A 20,286-nucleotide genomic window follows, 5' to 3' on the forward strand; every position below is an offset into this window, starting at 1 on the left:
GAACTCCCTCTTGTTGCGGTTGAGTCGAACGGGTACATCTCGCCGTACCGATCTCAGGAAGCCCCGGAGGAGGTACGCGTGCACACCACGAGAACCGTTCCTGCGAGACCCGTCCTGCTCATCGCCCTCACCGGCTCGCTGCTGCTCACCCCGACCGGCGCGAGCGCGGACCCCGAGCCCCCCACCCGCGAGCGCGCCCACGACCAGGGCCCGGCCCGGGCCCCGGAGAGCGCCGCCCGGCGCTCGCTCACCGCCCCCGTCACCGGCTTCACCGACACGAGCCGCGGCTATCCCCGCCGGCAGGTCCTCACGCCCGACCCCGAGAACCCCTCCGACCGGTCCGTCAAGCTGGGCCTCACGCCGTACCACGCGATCGCGCCGCGGCTCAACGCCCTGCAACGGCTGGGCGACCGGGTGAGCGTGGAGGTCGCCGGGCGCTCGGCGGGCGGGCACCGGCTCTACCTCGTCACCGTGACCGCCCCGGAGACCACAGCCGAGACCCGCGCCCAGGAGCGGATGCGCGAGCTCATCGGGAACGCGCCCGCCACCGCCGCCAAGTCCCGCGAGATCAAGGCGCGTTACAAGGCGCCGGTGTTCTTCAACAACAACATCCACGGCAACGAGTGGGAGGGCACGGACGCCTCCCTGAGGATCGTCGAGCGGCTCGCGACGGCCGGGGACCCGCGCACGAAGGACCTGCTCGCCCACTCCCGGCTGTACTTCAACATCACCGCCAACCCCGACGGCCGGATCGCCGGCACCCGGGCGAACGCCAACGGCTTCGACCTGAACCGGGACTTCGTGACCGCCTCCCAGCCCGAGACGCGGGCGATGCGGCAGATCGAGATCGACAAGCAGCCGGCCGTCATGCTCGACCTGCACGGCTACGTCAACGGCACGCTCATCGAGCCCACCACTCCCCCGCACGGCGAGAACTACGAGTACGACCTCTTCCTGAAGAACACCTACGCCAACGCGCTCGGCATGGAGGCCGCCGTCAACGGCCTCGCCTACACACCCGCGAAGGACGGTGTCGAGCCCGCCCAGATCCCCTTCCGGGACCAGGAGGAGGGCTGGGACGACTGGCCGCCGATCTTCACCCCGCAGTACGCGGCCTTCCACGGCACGGTCGCCGCGCACACCGTGGAGATCCCGCTGGCCGTCAACAACTCCCTCTACGACAGCCTGCCCGTGGCGGAGCTGCGGCGCCGGTCCGCGATCAACACGGCCGTCGCGGGGGCCGCCATCACGGCGACGCTCGACTTCGTGCGGGAGCGGCGGACCGCGCTGGTCGCCGACCAGATCGAGGTGTTCCGGCGCGGGGCGGCGGGGGCCGCCCAGGTGCCGGTGTCCGAGGCGACGGTCCCCGGGGTGCCGGGCATCGGGCCCGAGGACGTGTACACCACCGGGTTCCCGCGCGCCTACGTGATCCCGTCGGGATCGACGGCCGCCGCCCGTCTCGTCGACCACCTGCTCGCCAACGACGTGCGCGTCGACCGCGCGAGCCGTGAGCTGCGGCTCGGCGGACGGACGTACCCGAAGGGCACGTACGTCGTCGACATGCGCCAGCCGAAGCGGGGCCTGGCGAACGCGCTGCTCGCCGACGGCCGGGACATCAGTGACAAGGTCTCGGTGATGTACGACATCTCGGGCTGGAGCCTGGGCCGGCTGTGGGGCGCCGCGGTCGTGCCGGTGCCGTCCGGGAGCCTGGCCGGGGCGGCCCTGCGGCCCGTCGCGGCCGCCGCGCACGTCGGTTCCGTCGCACCGCGCGGCGACCTGCGGCTGCGGCTGACCGACCTGCGGGAGGTCGCGGCCCTCAACTCGCTGCTCCGGCAGGGGGTTCCGGTACGGCGGGCCGCCGACGGCAGTGCGGTCGTGCCCGCGTCGGCGCGGGCCCTCGCCGCCGAGGCCGCTCGCACCCACGACGTGGTGTTCGACGCGACACGGCAGAAGGGCACGACCGCGCTGCGGCGCACCCGCGTGGCCGCCGCCGTGACCCCCGGCGAGCTGTTCGCGCTGCGGGAGATGGACTTCGAGGTCACGCCGGTCTCCACGGCCGTCCTGAACGCCGGTTTCGACTGGTCGTCGGTGGACGTGCTGTTCGTGTCGGCGGGGCTGGACCGCGACGACCTCACGAGCGGCGCCCGGACGGCCCTGGACGCCTTCCTGGGCGCCGGGCACGGGCTCGTCGGACGCGGGACCGTCGGGGCCGCGCTGAGCGCGGACACCGGGCTGCTGGCGGCGAAGCCGGTGGCGGGCAACGGCGACGCCAACGGCGTGGTCCGCGTGGTGAATTCGGGCCCGGTGACGGCCGGGGCCCCGCACCACGGGTTCGTCTACGCGCCGGTCTGGTTCACCGACCTCGGGCCGGGGGTGCGTGTCGAGCAGGCGTACGCCACCGGGAACCCGCTGGTCTCCGGGCACTGGCGGCCCCTGCCGGACGGCTCGGGCGGTCCCGCCGCCGCGGCCGGGCGGGCCTCGGTCGTCAGTGGCCCGCACGCCGTCCTGTTCGGCACCGAGCCCCTCTTCCGGGATCATCCCAAGGGGGAGTTCGCCCAGGTCGGACGGGCGTTGTTCACCATGGCGCACGCGAGCAGCGGCTGAGGTTGAGGAGAGCGGATGACGCAGGAGATCCACGGCACCGTCGCCGACGGCTTCGAGGCGGTGCGCGAGGAGTTCGCCGCCTTCGTGTCGGGTGAACGGCCCGACTATGAGGGTCAGTTGAGCGCGTACGTGCACGGCAGGCGGGTCGTCGACCTGTGGGCCGGCGCGGGCGCCGGACCGGACTCCCTGTACGGCGTGTTCTCGTCGACCAAGGGGGCCGCCCATCTGGTCGTCGCGCTCCTCGTCCAGGAGGGCACGCTGGAGCTGGACCGCAAAGTGACCTACTACTGGCCGGAGTTCGGCGCCGAGGGCAAGGGCCAGCTCACCCTGCGGGACCTGCTGGCGCACCGGGCCGGGGTGGTGGGGCTGGACGCCGGGTTCAGCGCGCAGGAGCTGGCGGACGACCGGGCGGTGGCGGAACGGCTCGCGGACCAGAAGCCGTTCTGGCGCCCCGGCACGGCCTTCGGCTACCACGCGCTCGTGATCGGCGCGCTGACCGGCGAGATCGTACGGCGGGCCACGGGCCGCACGCTCCAGGAGGTGTACGAGGAGCGGATCCGGGCGCCGTACGGGCTGGACTTCCACCTGGGGCTGCCCGAGGCTCTGGAGCCCCGTTACCGCTCCGTGCTGCCGATGGCGCCGACGGCCACCCAGCAGGCCCTGCTGGACGCGGCGCCGACGGGTCCGCACACCCTGGCCGCGATCGCCTTCAACCAGCAGGTGCCGGACCCGGGCGACCTGGCCGGCTATGCCAACTCCCGTGCCGTGCGCGCGAAGGGGCCGGCGTCGGCGGGCGGGGTGGCGGCCGCGCGGGGCCTGGCCGGGATGTACGCGGCGGCGATCAGCGAGGTGGCCGACCGGCCGCCCCTGCTGAAGCCGGACACGATCGCGGAGGTGGGCCAGATCCACTCGGTCGGCTACGACCTGGTGGCCCGTGCCCACAAGTCGTACGGACTGGGCTTCCAGGCCACGGCCGACATGTGGCACCCCTTCCTCGGCGCCGGCTCCTTCGGCCACAGCGGCGCCGGCGGCTCCCAGGCGTTCGCCGACCCGCGCAGCGGGCTGGCCTACGGCTACACGCGGCGCCGGATGGCGTTCCCGGGAGGGGCCGCGCCGGAGAACGACCGGTTCGTGCGGGCCGTGCACCGGGCCGCCCTGGAGGTCTGACGGGAACGGAGGCGGCACCCCACGTCCAGGGGTGCCGCCTCCGCCCGTACGACCGACGGGCTCCGTCAGACGAGCGTCACGGAGATGTTCCCGTGGGTCGCCTTCGAGTACGGGCAGACCTGGTGGGCCTTCTCAAGGAGGGCCCGGGCGGTCCCGGCGTCGACGTTCGGGATGGCCGCCGAGATCTCGACGATCAGGCCGAAGCCGTCGCTGTTCTTGCCCAGGCCGACCTTCGCGGTGACCGTCGAGCCGGAGATGTCCGCCTTCTCCTGGCGGGCGACGACGCCCAGGGCGCCCTGGAAGCAGGCGCTGTAACCGGCCGCGAAGAGCTGCTCGGGGTTGGTGCCCTTGCCGCTGCCGCCCATCTCCTCGGGCGGGTTGACGACCAGGTCGAGCCTGCCGTCGTCGGTGGCGACACGGCCGTCGCGGCCGTTCTCGGCGGTGGCGACGGCGGTGTAGAGGACATCGGTCTGCTGGATGGACATGCGGTTGTCTTCCTCCTCGGTCCACCGCGACTCGCGCCCACGATCGACGGCGGGATTCGGAAAGAAGTTACCGCATGCCGGAAATCCAGCACAGGGGTCAGAGCTTGACGATCATCTTTCCGGTGTTGTCGCCGCGCAGGACCCCGAGGAACGCCTCCAGGTTGTTCTCGATGCCCTCGACGACCGTCTCGCGGTACTTGAGCTCCCCGGAGGCCACCCACGGGCCGACCTCGGCGACGAACTCCGGCTGGAGGTCGTAGTGGTCGCCGACCAGGAAGCCCTCGATGCGGCCGCGGGTCTGGATCAGCCGGGCGAGGTTGCGCGGGCCGGGGGCCGCCTCGGTGTTGTTGTAGACGGAGATCATGCCGCAGACCGCGATCCGGCCGCCCTGGTTGAGGGAGCCGATGGCGGCCTCCAGGTGGTCGCCGCCGACGTTGTCGAAGTAGACGTCGACACCGTCCGGGGCTGCCTCGCGGAGCTGGTCGCTGACCTTGCCGTTCTTGTAGTTGAAGGCCGCGTCGAAGCCGTACTCCTCGACGAGCAGCTTGACCTTCTCGTCGGAGCCGGCCGAGCCGATGACCCGGGAGGCGCCCTTGAGCTTGGCGATCTGGCCGACCTGGCTGCCGACGGCACCCGCGGCGCCGGAGACGAAGACCGAGTCGCCCTCCTTGAAGGAGGCGGTGCGCAGGAGACCGGCGTAGGCGGTGAGGCCGGTCATGCCGAGGACGCCGAGGTACGTCGACAGGGGGGCCGCGTCGGCGTCCACCTTGACGGCGTGCCTGGCGTCCATGACCGCGTACTCGCGCCAGCCGAAGAAGTGCAGGACGTGGTCGCCGACGGCGATGCCCTCGGCGTTGGAGGCCACGACCTCGCCGACCGCACCGCCCTGCATGACCTTGCCGAGCTCGAAGGGCGCGGTGTACGACTTCGCGGCGCTCATCCGGCCGCGCATGTACGGGTCGACGGAGACGTAGGTGTTCCGGACCAGGACCTGGCCCTCGCCGGGGGTCGGCACCTCCGTCTCGACCAGGGCGAAGTCCTCGGGCTTCGGCCAGCCGACGGGGCGGGAGACGAGGTGCCATTCGCGGTTGATCATGATGCCTGCGACCTTTCCATTTACTTCAGTGCCTTAAACAATCATGCTCCTGAATATTTCAGGTTGTCAAGTAAAGGGGTATCCTGGAGGGCATGCCCACTCCTCACAAGACCCGGCCCGACGCGCTCACCATGGAAGTGGTGGAGCTCATCGGGGACGTGGTGGCCCGCTTCTACTCGGACTACGAGGACGCGGCCGCGGAGCACGCCCTCACCGGGGCGCAGGCGCGGCTGCTGAGTCTGCTGTCCCTGGAGCCGCTGCCCATGCGCAAGCTGGCCCAGAAACTGAAGTGCGAGCCGTCGAACGTCACCGGGATAGTGGACCGGCTGGAGACCCGCGGACTGGTGGAACGCCGGCCCGACCCCGCGGACCGCCGGGTCAAGGTGGCGGCGGCGACGGAGGCGGGGCTCCAGGTGGCCCGGGAACTGCGGGAGGGCCTGCGGTTCGCCCGTGAGCCGCTGGCGGGGCTGTCCCAGGGGGAGCGGCAGTCGCTGCGGGATCTGCTGCGGCGGATGCGGGACGCGTGACCGGGGCGCCCGTCGCGGCACGTCGTACGCGCACCGGGTGGGCGGCTAGCGGCCCTTGCGCACCAGGTCGGTGATGCGCTCGCCCTCGCCGATCGTGAGCGGACCGGCCCCCTCGGTGGTGACACCGACCCCCAGCGCGGCCGCCAGCGTACGGCCGTGCAGGTCGACGGTGGCCTCGGTCAGCGTGCTGAGTTCGGCCACGGCGGCGCGGGCGCGGGCCCACCCGGTCAGGCCGATGCCCGCGGCGACCAGCACGGCGGGCCACCACACCGCGGTGAGCAGCAGGTAGGGCACGGCCCAGGTTCCGGTGGCGACCGCGGCGGCGAACGCCGTGTGCGCGGCGGTGAGATCGGCCCGCGCGGTGTCGGGGAGCACCAGCCAGAGGCGGGACCAGCCGTAGGCCAGGTCGAGTCCGTAGCGGTGGTGGGCGATGGACTCCACGGCGTGGATCCGGTCGCCCATCCAGGTCGGCCTGCCCGGCTCGGCCATGGCCAGTCGGGTGATGCGCTGGGCCACGGCGTCGATCCGGTCCTGCCGCTCACGGGTGCGCAAGGCCGGGCTCACGGCTTCGAGCGCCCGGCGTTCCTCGACGAGCCGGTACCACCGTGCCCGCCGGCGTGCCGTGCGCGCCGCCGCGACCGGGGCGAGGGGGCGGGGCCAGGGGCCCAGCCAGATCCGCCGGGTGACCGCGGCCAGTGTCTGCACGACGAAGCCCGTACCGGAGGCGGCCGCCAGCACGGCCACGACGAGCAGTGCCTGTGCGCCGCTCGGCTGGCCGGCGATCTCGGTCATGGTGTGCTCGGCCCGCCTGGTCAGCAGCGCGGCGTTCCACGCGTCGGCCTGGCCGAGGTTGACGGACAGCCACACCGCGCCGAGGAAGAACGCGCCGGGCAGCACGAGCAGGCTGATCCACCGGTCGGCCAGGGTCTTGGCCAACTGCTGGAGGAATCCGCCCACCTGAGCTACCCCCGCGCCATGGGCCGGCCCATGACCGCGCAGCGCGGGAGGGCACCCGCGGGCGGCGGCACCGCCGTCCGGTCACAGGCGCCGTCAGGGCAGCGGAAGTTCTCCGCCCGGGCGGTCCCCGGCCCGGCTCCCGGCAGTCCCGTGGCGAGCGTGCGCAGGGTGGTCTCGCGGTCGGTGTGCAGCAGTTCGCCCAGCAGGGCGAGCACCGGGCGCCGGGCCCGCGCCTCGGCCGCGATCCGTTCCAGCAGTTCCTGACGTGCCGCGGTGTGGAGCCTCGTCTCGCCGATCAGCGCGTCGAACTCCTTGCACAGCGTGGTCAGGGCCGCTCGCTCGGCGTCCACCACGGCTCCCCCTTCCGTCAGTCGGCCGATAGTCTCATGGTCGATGACCTCCGACCACCGGCTTGATCCGGGGCAGTTGAACCAGCAGGCTGTCGACCTTCTGGACCGGGCCACCCGAGCCGGTGACGCGACCCTGCTGGCCCGCTGTGTCCCGTTGTTCCGGAGCATCCTCGCCCTGACCCCGCCGCACCATCCGTACCGTGCGACCCGTCTGTACAACCTCGCCGAGACCCACCGGGCGCTGTACGCGCTGACGGGACGGGAGGAGGACGCCGAGCAGTCGATCGGCATCGGGCGACAGGCCGTGGCCGCCCTCCGGGCCGGCGACCCGAACACCGCGCTGATCCTGGGCAACCTCGCCGTCACCCATCTCCTGCGGTTCCGGCGGGCCGGGCACCCCGACGACCTGTACGGCGTCGTCGAGTTCGGGGAGCGGGCCGTCCTCGCGAACACCGGCGATCCGAACCTGGCGTTCCATCTGGCCACGCTCGGCACGGGCCTCCTGATGCGGTTCCTGCGGACCGGGCACCCCGCGGACCTGGACCGGGCGGTGAGCGCGGACGAGCGCGCCATGGTCGTCGCCCCCGCCGGGTCCCCGCACCTGCCGATCATCCTGACCGACCTCGCCTCGGGCTATGTCCTGCGCTTCGAGAGGGGCGGGCACCGCACGGACCTGGACCGCTCGCTCGACATCGGCGAGCGCGCGCTGGCCGTCACCCTCGACGGCTCCCTCGACCGGTCGACCGTCCTGACCAACCTCGCCACGGGCCATCTGCGGCGCTTCGAGGCGACCGGGCACCGCACGGATCTCGACCGCTCCCTCGACACCGGCGAACAGGCCCTCATCGCCCTGCCCGCCGACTCCCCGCACCGCTCGACCGTCCTGACCAACCTCGCCACGGGTCACCTGCGGCGCTTCGAGGCGACCGGGCACCTCGCGGACCTCGACCGCTCCCTCGACACCGGCGAACAGGCCCTCATCGCCCTGCCCGCCGACTCCCCGCACCGCTCGACCGTCCTGACCAACCTGGGCACCGCCTCCTGGGCACGGTTCGACCGGGCGGGCCGGCAGGCGGACCTGGACCGTGCCATCGCGTTCGGGGACCGGGCCGTCTCCGACGCCGGCAACCCGTTCCGGGTGACCGCCCTGTCCAACCTCGCCGTCGCCCATCACGCCCGCTTCCAGCGGACCGGGAACCTGGCCGACCTGGACCGCGCCATCGACCACCACGAACAGGCCGTGGCCGCCGCCCCGGACGACGCGCCCGACGGGGCGGCCTACCTGTCCAACCTCGGCATGGCGTACCACGCGCGGTTCGAACGGCTCGGCGACCCGGCCGACCTGGACCGGGCCATCCGCCACCTGGGGCGTGCCGTGGCCACGGCACCCGAGGGGTACCGCCGGTCCACGACGTTCCTGTCCAACCTCGGGGTCGCGTACCACGCGCGGTTCGAACGGCGGGGGGACGTGGCCGACCTGGACCGGGCCGTCGACCACTACGAACGGGCCGTCGCCGCCACACCCACCGACCACCCGGAGCGCGGCCTGCGCCTGTCCAACCTCGGTACCGCGTACGACGCGCGCTTCGACCGGACCGCGAACCCGGCCGACGTGCACCGGGCCGTCGAGTACCTGCAGCGGGCCGTCGCCGCGACACCGGCCGACCACCCGCTCCGCGCGACCGCCCTGAACAACCTCGCGGCGGCCCTGCGGAGCCGGTTCGCGCTCCTGGGGGACGTGGCCGATCTGGACCTGGCCGTCGCGCACCAGGTACAGGCCGTGGCCGACACACCCACCGACCACCCGGATCTCGCGTACCGCCTGTCGAACCTCGGTCTCGCCCACTGGTCCCGGTTCGCCCGCACCGGGGAGCCGGCCGACATGGACGCGGCCATCGACGCCGGCAGACGCGCGGTGACCGCCACCCCGGACGACCATCCGGACCGGGCGATGCACCTGAACAACCTCGGCAGCGCCCTCAGCCAACGGTTCTGGCACAACGGCAGCCTGCACGACCTGGACCGGGCCCTCGCCCACCACGAACAGGCCCTGGCCGCGACACCGGCCGACCACCCGGCCCGCGCCATGTACCTGACCGGCCTCGGGATCGCCTACCAGGACCGGTCCCAGCGCAGCCGCGCGGCGGCCGACTTCGACCGCGCCGTCGACCTCGCGCTCCTGGCGGTCGCGGCCACGCCCGTGGACCATCCCGACCGCGCGCTGCGGCTGTTCAACCTGGCGCGGGCCCACCAGAAGCGGTACGAGCACGCGGGCGACCCGGTCGACCTGGACCGCTTCGTCGAGCTGGCGCGGGAGTCGACCGCCGCGGTTCCCGCCGGCCATCCGGACCGCACGCGGTACCTGGTCGGCCTCGGCCACGCCTACCGGCTGCGGTTCCAGCGGACCGGCGACACCTCCGACCTCGACCGGGCGGTCGACGCCGTGGAGGAGGCGCTCACGGCCACCCCCGGCGACCAGCCCAACCGGGCCGCGCGCGTCTACCTCCTCGCGACCTGCTACCAGCGGCGGTGGAACAGCGGCGGCGCCCTCGACCGGTCGCGGATCGCCCGGCTCGCGCAGGACGCGCTCGCGGCCACGACGTCACCCCCGCTGGACCGGGTCCGCGCCTGCTGGGCGGTGGGACGGCTCGCCTACCTGCTGGACGAACCGCGCACCGCCCGGCTGCTGTTCGACACGGCGGTGGAGCTGCTGCCGTCGGTCGCGGCGCGGGAGACCTCGGCGGCGGACCACGAGTACCGCCTCGGCGCCAACCACGGACTGGTCGGCGAGACGATCGCCGTGCACTGTGCCCTGGACGATCCGGGCGGCGCGGTCCAGGCCGGTGAGCTGGGCCGGTCGATCCTGCTGGCGTCCCGGCTGGCGCTGCGGACGCCCCTCGCGGACCTGGAGGCCGAACACCCCGCCCTGGCACGCCGGTTGAGCCGCGTCCGCGACGCCCTCAACGCGCCGGACCCCCCGGCCATGGCCACGGCCGACGACGGCCAGGACATCGACCACGTGGACCGGCGCAGAAGGCTGTGGTCCGAGCATGACGCGGTCCTGGCGGAGATCCGCCGACTGCCGGGCCTGGAGCGGTTCCTGCTCCCGCCGACATGGAACGAGCTGCGGCCGGCCGCCACCGGCGGGGCGGTCGTACTGCTCAACGCGGGGCTGCAGAGGTGCGACGGCATCGTCGTCACCGCCGAGGGTCCCCCGCTGCTGGTACCGCTGCCCGACCTGCGACTGGCCGATGTCGAGGCCTGGGCCGTGGAGCTGACGGAGGCGACGCACGACGCCGGGACGTTCACCGGCGAGCTGCGCCGGCAGCGGGTGCTGACGGAGCTGCTCGGCAGGCTGTGGGACAGGGCCGTGGAGCCGGTCCTCGACGCGGTCGGACACCGGCTCGGTACCGAGGACGGCGTACTCCCCCGCGTGTGGTGGATGCCGACCGGGCCGCTCGCGCTGCTGCCGCTGCACGCGGCCGGGCACCCCGGCGGGCCCGGGGCGCTCGACCGGGCGGTCTCGTCGTACACGCCCACGCTGCGGGCCCTGGCCCGTGCGCAGGGCCGTCCGGCCGCCACGGCCCTGCGCCGGCTCACCGTCGCCCTCGACCGGACCCCGGGCCTGCCGGACCTGCCGGCCACCGCCGCCGAGGCGGCGAGCCTGCACGCGGCCCGTCCGGACATGCCGTTGCTCACCAACGAGCAGGCGACCGCCGCCCGGGTGACCGGAGCGCTGTCAGAGGCGAGTTGGGCGCACTTCGCCTGCCACGCCGGCACCGACCCCGAGGCCCCCTCCGAGGGCGGGCTCCATCTCCACGACGGGGTGCTGTCCATCGCGGAGATCGGCCGCCGCGACCTCCACGAGGCCGAACTGGCCTACCTGTCCGCGTGCTCCACCGGTCACGTCGGCCGGCGGCACGCGGACGAGTCGATCCACCTCGCGTCCGCGTTCCACCTGGCCGGGTTCCGGCATGTCGTCGCGAGTCTGTGGCCGCTGGACGACCGTGTCGCGGCCGACGCGGCCGATCACTTCTACCGGCTGATGCCGGACACCCCGTCCGCCGACGACGCGGCGACCGCGCTCCACCGTGTCGTCCGGCATCTGCGCACCGAGCATCCCGGTCGACCGCACCTGTGGGCGTCGCTGATCCACAGCGGACCGTAACGGCCCCTTCCGGGGCGTTCGGCAGCGACCCACCCTGTCTTCGCACCGGCGAAGCCTTACGTGCACCACCACAGGAAGCGGTCGCACTCCGTCGGGGTCGGGGTCGGACTGGGTGCCGCGGTGGTGGGGGTGGTCGTGGGGGCCGAACCGCCGCCCGTGGACGTGGGCGTGGCGGTGGGGGTCGGCCCACCGGAGGGCGGGGTGCTCGCCGACCCGGCCTCGGGGCTCTTGCTCGCGTCCGGGTCAGCGCTCTCGGACGCGGAGGGCGAAGGGGACTCGGAGGTCGACGGGGAAGGCGAGTCGGAGGGAACGGTCCCTCCGGAGCCGGCCGCCCGGGACGCCGACGCGCTCGCCTCCGGGGAGGCGCCGCCCTCGGCCGACTCGCCGCCCGCCGCGGCCGGTTTGGCGGGGGATCCCGGGGCGTCCATGCCGAGCTCCGCGAGGCTCAGACCGCCGGCCGCCAGCACGAAGCCCGCGGCGATCAGCAGGGTCCGGCGACGACGTCGGCGGTGCGCCGCCGCTTTGCGGTCGCGACGGCTGGCTCCGTCGGAGGGGTCGTCCGGGTCGTCGGACTCGTCCTCGTCCGTGTCGTCGTCCCACTCGTCGTGCTCGTCGTGGGCGTCCTCGGGTTCCGCGGAGCCCCGGCCACCGCGGCCGCGGGCGCGGCGGCGGGACGCTCGGCCGCCGGTGGGCTCCACGGCCTCCCCGGCCGCGCCGTCGGCGCCCCGGGCGGGGTTGGCATCGATGTCGGGATCGGCGCCCGAGCCGGTGTCGGCGCCCGTCGAGCCGTACTCCGCCGGACCGCCGACCGCGGGACCGCCCGCGTGCGAGGCGCCCTCAGCGCCGTACGCCGCGCCGCCCTGGCCGTCTCCGTATGCCGTGCCGGCCTGACCCGCGGTGTCGTACGCCCCGCCGCTCCGGCCGCCGGGACCGGGTGCCGAGACGCCCTGGCCGTCGGCGCCGTACGCCATGTCGGGCCGGCCGGCCGTGCCGTACGCCCCGCCGCTCGGGCCGTCCGATGCGCCGTAGCCCGCGCCGCCCGAGCCGTACAGGGCGGAATCCTGAGCGCCCTGGACCTCTCCCCGGTACGGCGTCGCCCCGGGGGCGCCCGTGGTGCCGTACTGCGACTCGGTGACCCCGTAGGCGGCGTACGCCGGGGCCACCGGGGGCTCCTGCGGCTGGGCCTGGGCGGGCACACGCGGGGTGTACGCGCGTAGTGCTTCGATCGAGGTGCCGCACCCCGGGCAGGCGAGGGCGCCGTTGAGGTGCCGTCGGCACGGGTCGCAGTAGTCCATGACGCGGGAAGACTAAGTTCCTCTCACCTGCCTTTCATAGTCACGCCTGTGAAGGTTGTGTGTCGAACTACCCGCTTGGGCGCGGTGAGTTGAGAGGTGTGCGGGGGACCGTTCGGGCATCCCTCCCGATCTCGTCGAAACCGACGTCGAAAGCCGTGTCGAAAGCAGTGTCGAAACCGTTATGCGTTCGACCCATTGACACTCCCGCCGCCCCCTCCCTACTGTCACGTCAGCATTTCGAACGTGTGACGAAATTTCGAACAGACGTCACTGAGCCGACGAAGCAACGAGGGGCAACCGCCGTGCGCATCACCGGAATCAGCACACACGTGGTCGGGACGCCGTGGCGCAACCTGACGTACGTCCAGGTGCACACCGACGAAGGCATCACCGGAGTCGGCGAGACCCGGATGCTGGGACACACCGACGCGCTGATCGGCTACCTGCGGGAGGCCGAGGCCAATCACATTCTCGGCTCCGACCCGTTCGCTGTCGAGGACCTCGTCAAGAGGATGAAGTACGGCGACTACGGCCGGGCCGGCGAGATCGTCATGTCCGGCATCGCCGTGATCGAGATGGCCTGCTGGGACATCAAGGGCAAGGCCCTGGGCGTGCCGGTCTGGCAGCTCCTGGGCGGCAAGGTCACCGACAGGGTCAAGGCGTACGCCAACGGCTGGTACACCACCGAGCGGACGCCGGAGGCCTACCACAAGGCCGCCCGGGGGGTCATGGAGCGCGGCTACAAGGCGCTGAAGATCGACCCCTTCGGCACCGGCCACTTCGAGCTCGACCACGAGCAGAGCCTGTACGCCGTCTCCCTGATCGAGGCCGTCCGGGACGCCATCGGCCCCGACGCCGAGCTGATGCTGGAGATGCACGGCCGGTTCTCGCCGTCCACCGCGGTGCGGCTGGCCAAGGACCTCGCGCCCTTCAAGCCCGCCTGGCTGGAGGAGCCCTGCCCGCCGGAGAACCTGAAGGCGCTGGAGAAGGTCGCCGCCAAGGTCGACATCCCGGTCGCCACCGGTGAGCGGATCCACGACCGCATCGAGTTCCGCGAGCTCTTCGAGAGCCAGGCCGTGGACATCATCCAGCCCGACGTCGGCCACATCGGCGGCATCTGGGAGACCCGCAAGCTCGCCGCCACCGCCGAGACCCACTACATGCTGGTCGCCCCGCACAACGTGGGCGGGCCGGTGCTCACCGCCGCCTCCCTCCAGGTCGGGTTCACCTCCCCGAACTTCAAGATCCTGGAGCACTTCAACGACTTCGCCGACGCGGACATCAAGAAGGTCGTCAAGGGCGCCCCGCAGGTCGTGGACGGCTACTTCCACCTGTCCGACGCCCCGGGTCTCGGCGTCGAGCTGGACGTCGACGCGGCCGCGGAGTTCCCGCAGCAGCAGGCCCGTTTCGACCTGTGGGCCGAGGGCTGGGAGCAGCGCAAGCCCAAGGGCACCAAGTGAGCGCCCAGGTCGTCATCGAGGGGCCCGGCGAGCACCGGCTCGACGAGCACGCCCCTCGTCAGCCCGCGGCCGGCGAGGCGCTGGTGCGCGTGCACGCGGTCGGCATCTGCGGCAGCGACCGCGAGGTGTACCAGGGCAACCGGCCCGAAGGATACGTGCGTTACCCCCTCACACCGGGCCATGAGTGGTCCGGGACGGTGGAGGCGGTCGGGGCGGGTGTGCCTTCAACTCTTGTCGGCCGCAAGGTCGTCGGCGAGGGCTTCCGCAACTGCCAGGTCTGCGACCGCTGTCACGCGGGCGAGACGACCCTGTGCTCGGCCGGGTACGAGGAGACCGGGTTCACCCAGCCGGGCGCGATGGCCACCACGCTCACCCTGCCCGCCCGTCTGCTGCACGTCCTGTCGGACGACGCCGATCTGACGGCCGCGGCCCTGCTGGAGCCGGCCGCCTGCATCGCGGCCGCCGCGATCAAGGCGAACGCCCTGCCCGGCGAGCGGGTGGCCGTGGTGGGGACCGGGACGCTCGGGATGTTCGCCGTTCAGTTCCTGAAGGCGAATTCGCCGGCCGAGCTGCTGGTGGTGGGGACCAGGCCCGACCGGGCGGAGCTTTCGAAAGCTTTCGGTGCCACCGACTTCCGCACCAGGGCGCAGGAGCTCCCGGACGACTTCGACGTCGTGATCGAGACCGCCGGGTCCGCGTCCGCCGCGCGCACCGCCGCCTCCCTGCTCCGGCGCGGCGGCCGCCTGGTCCTGACGGGCATCCCGGCGCCGGGCGCCGAGGGCCTCGACCCGACGGACCTCGTCGTACGGCAGTTGGAGGTGCACACCGTCTTCGGGGCCCCGCCGGACGCCTGGGCGCACACGGTACGGGTCTTCGGGGCCGGCCTGCTCGACCCGCTGCCGCTGGTCACGCACGAGCTGCCGCTCGACGGGTTCCCGGAGGCGATCGAGCTGGTCGGGTCCGGTGATCCGAAGGTCGGGAAGGTGCTGCTCCGCCCCTAGACGTACGCCGGTACGGGGTGACCTGACCACCCCGTACCGGCGTACTCCCAGCCCCGCACGACTTGAGCCGCGAACCTTGTCCGACATATCGAACACAAAGGACAGCTTGTGACGACCGACGCTTCCGCCCCGGCGGCCCGCCGACCCGGCGAACAGGCGCTTGCCGCGCTCGGCCTGGGCGCGCCCGCCCTCGATCCCGCCGACGCCTCACCGCACGCCTTCCCCGGCGGCGGCCGCTGGCGCACCGAGATCCCCTCGTGCGAGGGGCCGGAGGCGCTGGCGGTCGTCCTGAAGGAGGCCTCGCGGCTCGACGTGCCGATCCACCGGATCAGCCAGGGCAGCGGTGTGTGGATGCTGACCGACGCCGAGATCACCGAGATGGTCGACGCCACGAACGAACGTGACATCGAGCTCTGCCTGTTCACCGGCCCGCGCGGCACCTGGGACATCGGCGGCTCCGTCCGGAGCGACTCGCGCGGCGGGGGGCTACGGGCCCGGGGCCATGACGCGGTCGCCGGCTGCGTCGAAGACGCCGTGCGCGCAACGGAGTTGGGCGTCAAGTGCCTCCTCGTCGCCGACGAGGGCGTGCTGTGGACGCTGCACCGGGCGCGGACCGCCGGGATCCTCCCGGCCGACACCACCCTGAAGCTGAGCGCGCTCGTCGGTCCGGTCAACCCGGCCGCGTTCGCGGTCTACGAGAACCTGGGCGCCGACTCGATCAACGTGCCCAGCGATCTGACGCTCGATCACCTCACCGAGATCCGGCGGGTGTCGGCCGCTCCGATGGACATGTACATCGAGGCGCCCGACGATCTCGGCGGTTATGTACGGATGTACGAGGTCGCCGAACTGATCCGGCGCGGTGCGCCGCTCTACCTGAAGTTCGGCCTGTCGAAGGCCCCCGGGATCTACCCGTACGGCCACCACCTGCGTGATCTGACCCTGAACACGGCCCGGGAACGGGTGCGGCGGGGGCGGCTCGCCCTGGATCTGCTGGCACGTCACGGAGCGGACGGCGACATGGCGCCGCTCGGTTCGCGACTGCCCGGGGCACTGCGGCGTTTCGAAACACCCTCATAACGTTTCGGGCCGAGTCCCTTCTCAAAAGCAGACGCAGTCACACACAATCCCACACACCTCTTCTCCTCGGTCCGACCCGCACCTCGTTGCCGGAGCGCCACCGCACCACCTGACCGAGCCCGTCCCGACATCAAGGATGATGATCATGCGCACTCGTCGAGCCGCACTCTCCCTCATAGCCTCCACCGCCTGCCTGGCCCTCTCCCTGACCGCCTGTGGCCAGAGCAGCGAGGGTGGCAGCGACGAGAAGACCGAAAGCGCCAAGGGCGGCACCATCGGCATCGCGATGCCGACCAAGTCCTCCGAGCGCTGGATCACCGACGGCGCCAACGTCGAGAAGGACCTCCAGGCCAAGGGCTACAAGACCAAGCTGGTCTTCGGCGAGGACGACCCCGACCAGCAGGTCTCCCAGATCGAGAACCTGATCACCCAGGGCGTCAAGGCCCTGGTCGTCGCGGCCATCGACAACAAGTCCCTGAACAACGTCCTCCAGCAGGCCGCCGACGCCAAGATCCCGGTCATCTCCTACGACCGCCTGATCCTCGGCACGAAGAACGTCGACTACTACGCGTCCTTCGACAACGAGAAGGTCGGCAAGCTCCAGGGCCAGTACATCGTCGACAAGCTGGGCCTGGAGAGCGGCAAGGGCCCCTTCAACATCGAGCTGTTCGCCGGCTCCAACGACGACAACAACACCCGGTACTTCTTCAACGGCGCGATGAGCGTGCTCCAGCCGTACATCGACAGCAAGAAGCTCGTCGTCAAGTCCGGCCAGACCAAGCTCACCCAGGTCACCACCCTGCGCTGGGACGGAGCCACCGCCCAGAAGCGCATGGAGGACATGCTCACCTCCTCGTACACGAGCGGCCGGGTCGACGCGGTGCTCTCGCCCTACGACGGCATCTCCATCGGCATCCTCGCCGCGCTGAAGTCGGACGGCTACGGCACCAAGGCGAAGCCGCTGCCGGTGATCACCGGCCAGGACGCCGAGCTGGCCTCGGTGAAGTCGATCATCGCCGGACAGCAGTCGCAGACGGTCTACAAGGACCTGCGCAAGCTCGCCCAGGTCGCCACCGAGATGGTCGACGCCTCCCTCAACGGCAAGAAGCCCGAGATCAACGACACCAAGTCGTACGACAACGGCACCAAGGTCGTCCCCGCCTACCTGCTGCAGCCGGTGAGCGTCGACAAGTCCAACTACGAGAAGGTCCTGGTCGACGGCGGCTACTACACGGCCGACCAGCTCAAGTAAGCGCCGTCACCTACTGATTGGAAGGCACGACCATGGCGGGACCCGTCCTGGAAATGCGCTCGATCGTCAAGACCTTTCCCGGCGTCAAGGCGCTGTCGGACGTCACTCTGACCGTCCGCCAGGGCGAGGTCCATGCCATCTGCGGCGAGAACGGCGCCGGGAAGTCCACCTTGATGAAGGTGCTCTCCGGCGTCCATCCGCACGGGACCTACGAGGGGGACATCCTCTTCGAGGGGGAGCTCTGCTCCTTCAAGGACATCCGGGCGAGCGAGCAGCACGGCATCGTCATCATCCACCAGGAGCTGGCGCTGTCGCCGTACCTCTCCCTCGCGGAGAACATCTTCCTCGGCAACGAGCACGCCAAGGGCGGGTTCATCGACTGGCGGGAGACCCTGCGGCACGCCAGCCAACTGCTGCGCCGGGTCGGTCTCGACGACCACCCGGAGACCCGGGTCGCCGACATCGGCGTGGGCAAGCAGCAGTTGGTGGAGATCGCGAAGGCGCTGTCGAAGAAGGTGAAGCTGCTCATCCTGGACGAGCCGACAGCGGCTCTGAACGACGAGGACAGCGACAAACTCCTCGACCTGATCCTGGAGTTGAAGAACCAGGGCATCACCTCGATCATCATCTCGCACAAGCTCAACGAGATCCGCAAGGTCGCCGACTCGGTGACCATCCTGCGCGACGGGCGGACCATCGAGACGCTCGACGTGAAGGCGAAGGAGACCACCGAGGACCGGATCATCTCCGGCATGGTGGGCCGCGACCTCGACCACCGCTTCCCCGAGCGCACGCACTACGAGGGCGAAGTGGGCTCGGCACCCGCGCTGGAGATCCGGGACTGGACCGTCCACCACCCGATCGACCAGCAGCGCAAGGTGGTCGACGACGTGTCGATCGAGGTCAGACGCGGTGAGATCGTCGGCATCGCGGGACTGATGGGCGCGGGCCGCACCGAGCTCGCGATGAGCGTGTTCGGCCGCACCTACGGCCGGCACGCGGCCGGCACGGTCCTCAAGGACGGCCGGGAGATCCGTACCAGGACCGTCTCCGAGGCGGTCGCGCACGGCATCGCCTATGTCACCGAGGACCGCAAGCACTACGGCCTCAACCTCATCGACACGATCAACCGGAACATCTCGCTCAGCGCCCTGAAGAAGGTCGCCAGGCGGGGCGTGGTCGACGAGCAGGAGGAGCGGAAGGTCGCCGAGGGCTTCCGCAAGTCCATGAACATCAAGGCGCCGACCGTCTTCGAGCCGGTGGGCAAGCTGTCCGGCGGCAACCAGCAGAAGGTCGTCCTCAGCAAGTGGATCTTCGCGGGTCCCGAGGTGCTGATCCTGGACGAACCCACGCGCGGCATCGACGTCGGGGCCAAGTTCGAGATCTACACGGTCATCGACCAGTTGGCCGCCCAGGGCAAGGCGGTCGTCTTCATCTCCTCCGAGCTGCCCGAACTGCTCGGCATGTGCGACCGCATCTACACCATGGCCGCGGGACGGCTCACGGGTGAGTTCTCGCGGGCCGAGGCCACGCAGGAAGTGCTGATGCGCCAGATGACGAAGGACAAAGAGGTAACGCGATGAGCACCGATGTGACGGACAAGGTCCCGGCCGCGGCGCCGCCGGGCAAGGGCGGGGGATCGTCCTCCGGACAGGGCCTGCTGCACGTGGTGCTGAACGGGCTGCGCCGCAACATGCGCCAGTACGGCATGCTGATCGCGCTGGGCCTGCTCGTCGTGCTGTTCCAGGTGTGGACGGACGGCGACCTGCTCCTGCCGCGCAACGTGTCCAACCTGGTCCTGCAGAACAGCTACATCCTGATCCTCGCGATCGGCATGATGCTGGTGATCATCGCGGGCCACATCGACCTGTCGGTCGGTTCACTGACCGCGTTCGTCGGCGCCTTCGCGGCCGTGCTGACCGTGCAGCACGGGGTGGCGTGGCCACTGGCCCTGGTGCTCTGCCTGGCCATCGGCGCGGTCGCCGGCGCCGCGCAGGGCTACCTGATCGCCTACTTCGGCATACCCTCCTTCATCGTCACCCTCGCGGGCATGCTGATCTTCCGCGGCCTGACGGAGATGTTCCTGAAGGGCCAGACCCTCGGCCCGTTCCCCGACGGCATGCAGAAGATGGGCAACGGCTTCCTCCCGGAGGTCGGCCCGCACACCAACTACCACAACCTCACGCTGCTGCTGGGCCTCGTCCTGCTGGTGTCCGTGGTGTGGCAGGAGGTGCGCGACCGCAAGCGGCAGCAGGAGTTCTCCCTGGAGGTCGCGCCCACCAACCTCTTCCTGCTCAAGCTCGTCGCCATCGCCGCCGCGATCCTCACGCTGACCCTGCTGCTCGCCAGCTACAAGGGCGCCCCGATCATCCTGATCGTGCTCGGCGCGCTGGTGGTCGGCTACGGCTACGTCATGCGCAACGCGGTCTTCGGCCGGCACATCTACGCGATCGGCGGCAACCTGCCGGCCGCGAAGCTGTCCGGCGTCAAGGACAGGAAGGTCACCTTCCTTGTCTTCCTGAACATGGGCGTGCTCGCGGCCCTGGCGGGTCTGGTGGTCGCAGCCCGTCTGAACGCGGCCTCCCCGAAGGCGGGCCTGAACTTCGAACTCGAGGCGATCGCCTCGTCGTTCATCGGTGGCGCGTCCATGAGCGGCGGTGTGGGAACCGTCCTCGGCGCGATCATCGGCGGCCTGGTCCTCGGTGTGCTGAACAACGGCATGAACCTCCTCAGTGTCGGCACCGACTGGCAGCAGGTCATCAAGGGCCTCGCCCTGCTGGCCGCGGTCGGGTTCGACGTGTGGAACAAGCGCAAGTCCGGTTCGTAAGTCATCTCGGGCCCCGT

The 20,286-nt window shown here is 71.6% G+C and carries 15 protein-coding genes; 10 read left to right on the plus strand and 5 right to left on the minus strand.

Annotated elements, in window-relative coordinates; all coding sequences use genetic code 11:
• Window positions 1-78 precede the first annotated feature (78 nt).
• Window positions 79-2,604: a M14 family zinc carboxypeptidase gene (locus ACZ66S_RS01155; protein WP_469898780.1), complete on the plus strand. Its 2,526-nt coding sequence runs from the start codon at window positions 79-81 to the stop codon at window positions 2,602-2,604.
• A 15-nt stretch (window positions 2,605-2,619) separates the two neighbouring features.
• A complete protein-coding gene (locus ACZ66S_RS01160; RefSeq protein ID WP_469898782.1) occupies window positions 2,620-3,771 on the plus strand; it encodes a serine hydrolase domain-containing protein in 1,152 nt (383 codons plus the stop codon).
• A 65-nt stretch (window positions 3,772-3,836) separates the two neighbouring features.
• On the opposite strand, the gene ACZ66S_RS01165 is transcribed toward ACZ66S_RS01160, so the two are convergent.
• A complete protein-coding gene (locus tag ACZ66S_RS01165) occupies window positions 3,837-4,256 on the minus strand; it encodes an organic hydroperoxide resistance protein (protein WP_469898783.1) in 420 nt (139 codons plus the stop codon).
• A 97-nt stretch (window positions 4,257-4,353) separates the two neighbouring features.
• Entirely contained in the window at window positions 4,354-5,352 is a 999-nt protein-coding gene (locus tag ACZ66S_RS01170; protein ID WP_469898784.1) for an NADP-dependent oxidoreductase, read from the minus strand.
• Window positions 5,353-5,444: 92 nt separating this feature from the next.
• Between ACZ66S_RS01170 and ACZ66S_RS01175 the strand changes: the two genes are divergently transcribed.
• Window positions 5,445-5,879 (plus strand): MarR family winged helix-turn-helix transcriptional regulator, encoded by a 435-nt coding sequence (locus ACZ66S_RS01175; RefSeq protein ID WP_469898785.1) that lies wholly within the window; start codon window positions 5,445-5,447, stop codon window positions 5,877-5,879.
• 45 nt (window positions 5,880-5,924) lie between these two features.
• On the opposite strand, the gene ACZ66S_RS01180 is transcribed toward ACZ66S_RS01175, so the two are convergent.
• Together ACZ66S_RS01180 and ACZ66S_RS01185 are read right to left on the minus strand one after the other, a co-directional pair.
• Window positions 5,925-6,836 carry a hypothetical protein gene (locus ACZ66S_RS01180; protein WP_469898787.1) on the minus strand — a complete coding sequence of 304 codons (912 nt, stop codon included), beginning with the start codon at window positions 6,834-6,836 and terminating at the stop codon, window positions 5,925-5,927.
• A gap of 5 nt (window positions 6,837-6,841) precedes the next feature.
• Window positions 6,842-7,186: a hypothetical protein gene (locus tag ACZ66S_RS01185; protein ID WP_199828921.1), complete on the minus strand. Its 345-nt coding sequence runs from the start codon at window positions 7,184-7,186 to the stop codon at window positions 6,842-6,844.
• A 43-nt stretch (window positions 7,187-7,229) separates the two neighbouring features.
• On the opposite strand from ACZ66S_RS01185, the gene ACZ66S_RS01190 reads away from it, so the two are divergent.
• Window positions 7,230-11,354, plus strand: a complete 4,125-nt coding sequence (locus ACZ66S_RS01190; protein ID WP_469898789.1) for a CHAT domain-containing protein — start codon at window positions 7,230-7,232, stop codon at window positions 11,352-11,354.
• Window positions 11,355-11,410: 56 nt separating this feature from the next.
• Here the strand turns inward: ACZ66S_RS01190 and ACZ66S_RS01195 are convergent, their stop codons facing one another.
• Window positions 11,411-12,649, minus strand: a complete 1,239-nt coding sequence (locus ACZ66S_RS01195; protein WP_469898791.1) for an SCO2400 family protein — start codon at window positions 12,647-12,649, stop codon at window positions 11,411-11,413.
• 302 nt (window positions 12,650-12,951) lie between these two features.
• On the opposite strand from ACZ66S_RS01195, the gene ACZ66S_RS01200 reads away from it, so the two are divergent.
• The 6 genes from ACZ66S_RS01200 (at window position 12,952) to mmsB (ending at window position 20,269) form a co-directional block, all read left to right on the plus strand.
• On the plus strand, window positions 12,952-14,109 hold the full coding sequence (locus ACZ66S_RS01200; RefSeq protein WP_469898793.1) for a mandelate racemase/muconate lactonizing enzyme family protein: 1,158 nt from the start codon (window positions 12,952-12,954) through the stop codon (window positions 14,107-14,109).
• Window positions 14,106-15,110, plus strand: coding sequence for a zinc-dependent alcohol dehydrogenase (locus ACZ66S_RS01205; protein ID WP_469898795.1), 1,005 nt, complete (start codon window positions 14,106-14,108; stop codon window positions 15,108-15,110). The genes ACZ66S_RS01200 and ACZ66S_RS01205 overlap by 4 nt, the downstream gene beginning before the upstream one ends.
• Window positions 15,111-15,218: 108 nt before the next feature.
• Window positions 15,219-16,190: a hypothetical protein gene (locus ACZ66S_RS01210; protein WP_469899691.1), complete on the plus strand. Its 972-nt coding sequence runs from the start codon at window positions 15,219-15,221 to the stop codon at window positions 16,188-16,190.
• A 145-nt stretch (window positions 16,191-16,335) separates the two neighbouring features.
• Window positions 16,336-17,442 carry a multiple monosaccharide ABC transporter substrate-binding protein gene (gene chvE / locus ACZ66S_RS01215; protein WP_469898797.1) on the plus strand — a complete coding sequence of 369 codons (1,107 nt, stop codon included), beginning with the start codon at window positions 16,336-16,338 and terminating at the stop codon, window positions 17,440-17,442.
• Between the two features lie 32 nt (window positions 17,443-17,474).
• Window positions 17,475-19,025: a multiple monosaccharide ABC transporter ATP-binding protein gene (mmsA, locus tag ACZ66S_RS01220; protein ID WP_469898798.1), complete on the plus strand. Its 1,551-nt coding sequence runs from the start codon at window positions 17,475-17,477 to the stop codon at window positions 19,023-19,025.
• Complete coding sequence (gene mmsB / locus ACZ66S_RS01225) at window positions 19,022-20,269, plus strand: multiple monosaccharide ABC transporter permease (protein WP_469898800.1); 1,248 nt, start codon at window positions 19,022-19,024, stop codon at window positions 20,267-20,269. The genes mmsA and mmsB overlap by 4 nt, the downstream gene beginning before the upstream one ends.
• Window positions 20,270-20,286: the final 17 nt, after the last annotated feature.

Source organism: Streptomyces sp. NPDC107471 (assembly GCF_055582845.1).

Bases quoted from the DNA above. Each gene is read 5' to 3' on its own strand.
- ACZ66S_RS01160 (WP_469898782.1), top strand. From the start codon at position 2,620: ATGACGCAGGAGATCCACGGCACCGTCGCCGACGGCTTCGAGGCGGTG.
- ACZ66S_RS01165 (WP_469898783.1), bottom strand. From the start codon at position 4,256: ATGTCCATCCAGCAGACCGATGTCCTCTACACCGCCGTCGCCACCGCC.
- ACZ66S_RS01170 (WP_469898784.1), bottom strand. From the start codon at position 5,352: ATGATCAACCGCGAATGGCACCTCGTCTCCCGCCCCGTCGGCTGGCCG.
- ACZ66S_RS01175 (WP_469898785.1), top strand. From the start codon at position 5,445: ATGCCCACTCCTCACAAGACCCGGCCCGACGCGCTCACCATGGAAGTG.
- ACZ66S_RS01190 (WP_469898789.1), top strand. From the start codon at position 7,230: ATGACCTCCGACCACCGGCTTGATCCGGGGCAGTTGAACCAGCAGGCT.
- ACZ66S_RS01195 (WP_469898791.1), bottom strand. From the start codon at position 12,649: ATGGACTACTGCGACCCGTGCCGACGGCACCTCAACGGCGCCCTCGCC.
- chvE (WP_469898797.1), top strand. From the start codon at position 16,336: ATGCGCACTCGTCGAGCCGCACTCTCCCTCATAGCCTCCACCGCCTGC.
- mmsA (WP_469898798.1), top strand. From the start codon at position 17,475: ATGGCGGGACCCGTCCTGGAAATGCGCTCGATCGTCAAGACCTTTCCC.
- mmsB (WP_469898800.1), top strand. From the start codon at position 19,022: ATGAGCACCGATGTGACGGACAAGGTCCCGGCCGCGGCGCCGCCGGGC.